General features: G+C 40.2%; 5 protein-coding genes and 1 pseudogene. 3 read left to right on the plus strand and 3 right to left on the minus strand.

Annotated features, from left to right (window positions below; translation table 11 throughout):
* Positions 1 to 97 precede the first annotated feature (97 nt).
* Positions 98 to 2,407 (plus strand): annotated as a pseudogene (gene mrcB, locus AACU98_RS01190) (bifunctional glycosyl transferase/transpeptidase); the annotation flags it as partial.
* Between the two features lie 102 nt (positions 2,408 to 2,509).
* Here the strand turns inward: mrcB and hemL are convergent.
* Entirely contained in the window at positions 2,510 to 3,796 is a 1,287-nt protein-coding gene (hemL, locus tag AACU98_RS01195) for a glutamate-1-semialdehyde 2,1-aminomutase (protein ID WP_012367503.1), read from the minus strand.
* A gap of 277 nt (positions 3,797 to 4,073) precedes the next feature.
* On the opposite strand from hemL, the gene erpA reads away from it, so the two are divergent.
* Positions 4,074 to 4,418, plus strand: coding sequence for an iron-sulfur cluster insertion protein ErpA (gene erpA / locus AACU98_RS01200; RefSeq protein ID WP_004244992.1), 345 nt, complete (start codon positions 4,074 to 4,076; stop codon positions 4,416 to 4,418).
* A 165-nt stretch (positions 4,419 to 4,583) separates the two neighbouring features.
* On the opposite strand, the gene btuF is transcribed toward erpA, so the two are convergent.
* Both btuF and mtnN read right to left on the minus strand, forming a co-directional pair.
* Positions 4,584 to 5,414 carry a vitamin B12 ABC transporter substrate-binding protein BtuF gene (gene btuF / locus AACU98_RS01205; protein ID WP_161735377.1) on the minus strand — a complete coding sequence of 277 codons (831 nt, stop codon included), beginning with the start codon at positions 5,412 to 5,414 and terminating at the stop codon, positions 4,584 to 4,586.
* 99 nt (positions 5,415 to 5,513) lie between these two features.
* Positions 5,514 to 6,221: a 5'-methylthioadenosine/S-adenosylhomocysteine nucleosidase gene (mtnN, locus tag AACU98_RS01210; protein WP_004244989.1), complete on the minus strand. Its 708-nt coding sequence runs from the start codon at positions 6,219 to 6,221 to the stop codon at positions 5,514 to 5,516.
* A gap of 119 nt (positions 6,222 to 6,340) precedes the next feature.
* On the opposite strand from mtnN, the gene dgt reads away from it, so the two are divergent.
* Positions 6,341 to 7,849: a dGTPase gene (gene dgt / locus AACU98_RS01215; RefSeq protein WP_004244988.1), complete on the plus strand. Its 1,509-nt coding sequence runs from the start codon at positions 6,341 to 6,343 to the stop codon at positions 7,847 to 7,849.
* Positions 7,850 to 7,965: the final 116 nt, after the last annotated feature.

Genomic DNA, 7,965 nt, shown 5'->3' on the forward strand with positions numbered 1-7,965 from the left:
GCTTTCCTGTGGGATAGCTTGGAAAAATAGCGACAATGTTAGGCTTCTTTACCCTAAGGGTGTGGTGAAGAGGTTTTAATGAGAGAAACTGTTCATGAGTAGAAAGAAAAAACCAGTAAAGAAAACCAATAGAAGGCGTTCTTGGTTTTGGTTATTTGTTAAAATCGCCATTGTGGTTGCGGTTTTAGTCGGCATCTATGGTGTTTATTTATATTCCCAAATTAAAGAGCGCCTTGACGGTAATGTATGGGAATTGCCTGCTGCCGTTTATGGACGTACTGTCAATTTAGAACCTGGCATGAACTATAGCCAAAAAGAGATGGTAAGTTTACTGGAAGGTATGCAGTATCGCCATGTCAATAAAATCACCCGTCCTGGGGAATTTGTGGTTAAAAATGGCACTATAGAGATGTTACGTCGACCGTTTGATTTTCCAGATGGTCGCGAAGAGCAAATTTTAGCGAAATTGACCTTTGAACAAAACTCATTGGTGAGTATCACCAATATGAATAATCAGCGTCAATTTGGTTTCTTCCGCCTCGATCCTAAGCTTATCACTATGATGCAATCGGCTAATGGTGAACAGCGTCTATTCTTAGCAAGAGATAAATTTCCTCAACTATTAGTCGATACATTAATTGCTACGGAAGATCGCCGTTTTTATGAGCATGATGGCATCAGTATTTATTCTATTGGTCGTGCGGTGTTAGCGAACTTTACCGCAGGTAGAGCGGTACAAGGGGGAAGTACTTTAACGCAGCAATTAGTAAAAAACTTATTCCTAACCAATGAAAGAACGCTAAAAAGAAAGCTTAATGAAGCCTATATGGCGATTATTATGGATGCGAGCTATAGCAAAGATCGTATTTTAGAGCTGTATCTTAATGAGGTGTTCTTAGGGCAAAGTGGTGATGAGCAAATTCGTGGTTTTCCATTGGCTAGCCTTTACTATTTTGGTCGACCTGTTGATGAACTAAGTCTTGATCAACAAGCATTATTGGTTGGAATGGTGAAAGGGGCTTCTGCATACAATCCATGGCGCAATCCTAAGGCTGCATTAGAGCGCCGTAATGTGGTACTAAAATTATTACAGACCCAACAAATTATCGATCAAGAGCTTTATGATGTATTAAGCGCACGTCCTTTAGGAGTAAAACCTCGTAGCGAAGCGCTAACGCCACAACCGGCATTTATGCAGTTAGTTCGTCAAGAGCTACAAACTAAATTAGGTGATCAGGTTAAAGATTTATCGGGGACTAAAATTTTTACAACGCTTGATCCTGTTTCACAAGATGCAGCCGAAAAAGCGGTAGAAACGGGAGTTGCTGATTTACGTAAAACACGCAAAATCAACGATCTCGAAGGCGCGATGGTTGTTGTAGATCGCCTCAGTGGTGAGGTTAGGGCGTTAGTGGGCGGTTCACAACCACAATATGCCGGTTTTAATCGTGCCATGTCCGCTCGTCGTTCAATTGGCTCATTAGCAAAACCGGCAACTTATTTAACCGCATTAAGTGAGCCTGAGCGTTTTCGTTTAAATACCTGGTTGGCGGATGAACCTATTTCAGTGCCTATTCCGGGAGGAAAACCATGGCAACCACGTAACTACGATCGTGGTTATAAAGGGCGATTAATGTTGGTGGATGCTCTTGCTACATCACGTAATGTACCAACGGTTAATCTTGGTTTAGAAGTTGGGTTAGACCAAGTGATCAAAACGTGGATCAAACTAGGTGCCCCAGCAGAAAATTTAGAAAAAGTACCAGCGATGTTACTTGGCGCACTAAACTTAACTCCAATGGAAGTGGCGCAAACTTTCCAAACAATCGGAAGTTTAGGTAATCGCGCTAAATTATCGGCATTGCGCTCTGTTATCACCCAAGATGGTACGGTGCTTTATCAAAGCTACCCGCAAGCAGAAACAACGGTTTCTCCACAAGCAGCATATATGACACTGTTTGGTATGCAACAGGTGGTTAATTCAGGTACAGCAGCACGAGCATTAAAACCTAAATTTGGTCAATATAACCTTGCAGGTAAAACCGGAACCACCAACGACTTACGTGATAGCTGGTTTGCGGGTATTGATGGTAAAGAAGTTACTATTGCATGGATGGGACGTGATAATAATGGCCCAACTAACTTAACAGGATCGACAGGGGCATTGATCCTTTATCGTCATTATTTAGAAAATCAAACACCATTAACATTAAATCCACCTGTACCAGAAGATATAGCACAGATGTCGATTAATGCTGAAGGTAACTTTGTTTGTTATGGTGGCGGCGTGCGTACATTACCTGTGTGGACAGCAGATCCTGATAGCCTCTGTACACCGTTACCACAAGAGAGCGACGGCGACGATAGTGCGGCGCCTAAATGGTTACGCGATCTGTTTTCTGAGTAATTATTCGCAATACTATTGAGATAAAAAATATCCTCCTGCAATCGCGGAGGATATTTTTTTGCCAGCAATACCAGCAATAAATGCTATTTAAGTAATGAAAGATTACGCTTTCATTTTGCTAAAGGCGTATTCAGCCGCATCGATAGTACGTTGAATATCTTCTTTGCTATGAGCGATAGACATAAAGCCAGCTTCAAAAGCCGACGGAGCGAGGTAAATACGTTTTTCTAACATTAAGTGGAAGAACTGTTTGAAGCGTTCGACATCGCAGTTCATTACGTCTTGATAGCAAGTCACTTCTTTGGCATCGGTAAAGAATAAACCAAACATACCGCCTACATGGTTCACTACCATAGGGATACCTGCTTGTTGTGCTTTTTCAAGTAAGCCATCCGCTAACATAGTGGTAAGTTCATCCAGTGTTTGGTGAACTCCCGGTTGTGAAACTTCTTGCAAACAAGCTAGACCCGCCGCCATCGCAATGGGGTTACCCGATAATGTTCCCGCTTGGTAGACAGGACCGATAGGGGCTAATTGAGACATCACTTCTTTATGTCCGCCGAAGGCGCCTACAGGCATGCCACCACCTATAATTTTACCTAAACAGGTCAAGTCAGGATCAACATCGTAATAAGCTTGTGCGCCGCCTAATGCGACACGAAAACCTGTCATTACTTCATCAATAATCAGTAATGCACCAAATTCATCACATAATGCACGTAATCCCGGTAGAAAATCGGCTTTAGGTGGAACACAGTTCATATTACCGGCAACGGGTTCAACAATAATACAGGCGATTTCTTCCGGATAATTTTCAAATGCTTGACGTACTGAATTTAAATCGTTGTAAGTACAAGTTAAAGTGTGTTTAACAAAATCAGCAGGAACACCAGGAGAGTTTGGTTGTCCCATCGTCAATGCACCAGATCCTGCTTTGACTAATAAGCAGTCTGCATGTCCATGGTAACAGCCTTCAAATTTAATGATTTTGTCACGACCCGTGTAGCCACGAGCAAGACGAATGGCACTCATGGTGGCTTCTGTACCTGAGTTCACCATACGAACCATATCCATCGAAGGCACTAACTCAGTGACTAAATTTGCCATTTCCACTTCAGCAGCCGTAGGAGCACCAAAGCTTAGGCCTTTTTGCACCGCATCAGTTACAGCGTGGCGAATAGCGGGGTGATTGTGGCCTAATACCATCGGTCCCCATGAACCGACATAGTCAAGATAAGCACGTCCATCGGCATCATAAATATACGCACCATTAGCACGTTCAATAAAAAGCGGTGTGCCACCAACACCGTTAAATGCTCTAACCGGTGAATTGACGCCACCAGGTATCACTTGTTGTGCGAGATTATAAAGCGTTTCAGACTTGCTCATGTCAGACTCCTAATGATGGGTGAGCGTAAGATTAACGCCTATTCTAAAGCACAGTGCAGATGAAGCCAAATACACGACAACAACATTTTGATTTATCATTGTTATTGTTCGAGTTGGCACTCATTAATAAAGAAAAGTTGTGTATCAAAAAGTGCATTTTGTCCACAACAAACTTGAAGGTTAAGAGCAGGTATTAGATAATCATCACATTATATCAGCAAGAAGCATCAATTTTTGCTGGCTGTTTTTTACTGGATTATCCAGTCTGGAGTGAACAATGAGTGATGATATGGCTCTGCCGTTACAATTTACAGATGCGGCTGCAAATAAAGTAAAAGATCTAATTGCGGATGAAGAAAACCCAAATCTGCGTCTACGTGTTTATATCACCGGTGGTGGCTGTAGCGGATTCCAGTATGGTTTTACCTTTGATGATGCTATGAATGAAGGTGATATGACCATAGAAAAACAAGGCGTTGCCTTAGTTATTGATCCAATGAGTTTGCAGTATTTAGTGGGTGGCTGTGTTGATTATACTGAAGGCCTTGAGGGCTCACGTTTTATCGTCACCAATCCTAATGCGAAAAGCACTTGTGGTTGTGGTTCATCGTTTAGTATCTGATTTTTATGTTATTTGACGTCGTGGCTATCCTGCCGTGCCACGGCGTTAGCAATCCCCACATCTTTATATATACTCCGCTCACTGCACGTTATTGGTTGTGTTGCAGCTTGCCTACGACTATTGTCTGTTAACCTCTTCAATCTTCATTTAAATAGTTAATTGACTTTAAAATGAGTGGATTGCGATAGCCTCACAAATCTGTTGAGCCGCATAAATAATACGTGGTGCTGGTCGGCTAAAACTATCTTCATCAATAGCGATAATAGGAATATCTAGTTGAGGTTGCCAAAATTGTTGTATTGCGGCAACTTGGTTTGGTTTACCACTAAATAAAATCAAATCAGGTTTTTTACTGATCACTTGCTCGCGGCTGACTTGTGGCCAAGGAACTGCACTATTTGCAAAAATATTTTCACCGCCACAAAGTTCGGTAATCTCATTTTGTAATGAATGTTTTGATGTCGTAAATAGGGGTTGCATACCAAACTGAATAAAGACTTTTTTCTTCGCTTGATGAGGCGTCGTTGAGGCGTACTTTTGCTGTAATTCTTGATATTGCTGACGTAATTTTTGTGCACTTGCTAAAGCGACTTCAGGATGAGTGCTATAAGAAGAAAGTCGGGTAAGATCGTCAATGATTTCTTTGATACTGTGTGGATCAGAGTAAATAATAGGGATACCCAATGATTTTAACTGATCGAGGGGTCGTTGAGGATTACCGCTTGGCCATGCAATAATTAAATCAGGTTTTAATAGCAAAATGCGTTCTACATTAATGCCTTGCCAGTCGGCAACTTGTACGAGATCTTTTGCTGCTTGTGGATAATCAGAATAAGCGCTCACCGCAACCATATTCTCTCCCATACCTGCGGCATAAGCCATTTCCGTGGCAGACGGGGATAAAGTAATAACACGTTGTGCGGGAGTGGCTGCGATAACATAACAAGGTGTCAATATCAGGCTTAGCAGCAGTGCAAAAGTGTTTAAGAAACGCATTTTTCTCGTCTTTATAGTCAAATATACCCGTCTATTTTTATCTTACCTGCTGAGCTAAAAGAGAGACGGGTTTGTTAAGCGGCTTATCGATTAAATAAATTAAAACTGAGTCTCTGTTTTTAATTTATCAAGCATAGTAGTGACCATTAAGCTTGATTGTTGTGCGGCAACAGATAAAAACTCATCAAAACTTAAATGCGATTCTTTATCTGCCACATCTGAAATGGCACGAACAACAACAAAAGGTGTATCAAATTGATGGCAAACATGTCCAATAGCGGTTGATTCCATCTCAACAGCGACGACTTCTGGAAAAGTACGACGAATACGTGCTAATGGCTCGGCACCATTAATAAAAGCATCGCCACTACAGATTAATCCACGCACGGCATTTAATTTTAGTGATCCAATACACTCTTGAGCAATATTGACCAGTTTGGGATCGGCAATAAATGCCGGTGGGCATTGTGCCATTTGTCCTGGTTCATAACCGAAAGCAGTAACGTCGGCATCGTGATAACGTACTTCTGTTGATACGACAATATCGCCAACATTTAATTTTGCATCTAACCCACCTGCAGAGCCGGTGTTGATCACAACATCAGGGCGAAAATGTTCAAGTAATAGTGTGGTACCGATGGCGGCAGCCACTTTACCAATACCTGATTTTAGTAATGCAACATCTACACCATTGATTTTGCCAGTATAAATTTCACAACCACCACGAGAGACTATTTCGCAGTTTTCAATTTGTTCACGCAGAAGTTTGACTTCTTGTTCCATTGCACCTATTACGCCAACTCTCATTGTGTCATACTCCCTTGTAGGTTAATAATATATAGCGTTAACCAAGAGTTTATCATTTATCGCAAAAACACGATATAACGCAGCGAATTCGTTTCATCGATACCAGAAAGAGGATAGAAATGATCGATTTTAAACTGAAGTTAAATTATCAACGCAAATATAACAGCAGTGATATCGATATTGATGATGAAATGCAGATCTCGCGCCAATTTGAAAGCGATCGTGGGCGTATTATTAATTCAGCGGCGATCCGTCGGTTACAACAAAAAACACAGGTATTTCCATTAGAGCAAAATTCGGCGGTACGAAGTCGATTAACCCATTCGCTGGAAGTACAACAAATAGGCCGTTATATCGCTAAGCAAATAATCGGCGAACTAAAAAAGCATAATAAATTAGAAGAATATGGCTTAAATGAACGGATTGATAGCGTTGAAAGTTTAATTGAAATGGCGTGTTTAATGCACGATATTGGCAATCCTCCTTTTGGTCATTTTGGTGAAGCTGCAATTAAACATTGGTTTCGTAAGGTGTTAGCACCTGATGCTTCCATAGAATTTGATAATTGTCCTTTTTTACCTATTCGCTATTCAGCAGACCGACACTTAAATGAATTAAAACAGACTTTGCGTCAAGACTTATGCCATTTCGAAGGCAATGCTCAGGCAATTCGCATGGCGCATCACTTGTTAAAACTCAATTTAACCTATGCGCAAATTGGCTGTGTTTTAAAATATACACGCCCAGCTTATTGGCAAGGTGCTACGCCGAAAGAATTTAGCTATTTAATGAAAAAACCAGGTTATTACTGGTCTGAAGCTGAATTTGTTAAGGAAGTACAAGAGAAACTTGCAATGAAAGATTTTTGTCGTTTTCCACTGACTTATATTATGGAAGCGGCAGATGATATTTCTTATTGTATTGCTGATTTAGATGATGCGGTAGAAAAAGGCATTTTTGATATCAATCGCTTAGTGCAGTTATTAAAAAATGCATGGAGTGAAAGTGGTGCGGTAACAGAAGGTGATCTGTTTGATATCACTGTTAATCGAGCTTTTAAGAAAGTTGATCAAAATGAAGCTAAGCGTAGCATGCAAGATCAATTTTTTATGTATTTGCGCGTCTATATTACCGGAAAACTAGTACCTTACACCGCCTATCGCTTTATCAAGAACTTACCTCAAGTTTATGAGGGCAGCTTTAACCACGCTTTACTGGAAGGAAAGAGTGCTGAACATCGTTTATTGGCAACGTTAAAACGAGTGGCGCAAAAGTGGGTATTTAGTCACCCCGAAGTTGAAGAGCTTGAAATGAAGGGCTATCGAGTGATCAGTGGGTTATTGGATATTTATAAGCCATTGCTTTTATTATCGACCGATGATTTTCTAAGACTACATAAATATAATGAACATCCTCATTATGTTATTGAGACGCGTTTATATCATAAGCTTTCGATTAAACATAAGCTTGCTTATAATGAAGCATTAGAAAAAATTTACGATATTAATAGTGAAGAGGGAAAAACCTTAGAGTTTTATTATCGTACAAGATTGATACAAGATTATATCAGTGGTATGACCGACCATTATGCATATGAAGAATATAGAAAATTAATGGTATGTGATTAATGTGTAATCGATTGAAATATCTATCATATTGATTAATGATAATTTTTAGATTTTTCTTAGAGATAGTTACGCGTTATTAAAATAACAGAAAATATTTGTTATTAATTGTAAATATA

The organism is Proteus sp. G4380, assembly GCF_963885725.1.
Classification (GTDB): Bacteria; Pseudomonadota; Gammaproteobacteria; order Enterobacterales; family Enterobacteriaceae; genus Proteus; species Proteus mirabilis.

Bases quoted from the DNA above. Each gene is read 5' to 3' on its own strand.
- dgt (WP_004244988.1), top strand. From the start codon at position 6,341: ATGATCGATTTTAAACTGAAGTTAAATTATCAACGCAAATATAACAGC.
- erpA (WP_004244992.1), top strand. From the start codon at position 4,074: ATGAGTGATGATATGGCTCTGCCGTTACAATTTACAGATGCGGCTGCA.
- btuF (WP_161735377.1), bottom strand. From the start codon at position 5,414: ATGCGTTTCTTAAACACTTTTGCACTGCTGCTAAGCCTGATATTGACA.
- mtnN (WP_004244989.1), bottom strand. From the start codon at position 6,221: ATGAGAGTTGGCGTAATAGGTGCAATGGAACAAGAAGTCAAACTTCTG.
- hemL (WP_012367503.1), bottom strand. From the start codon at position 3,796: ATGAGCAAGTCTGAAACGCTTTATAATCTCGCACAACAAGTGATACCT.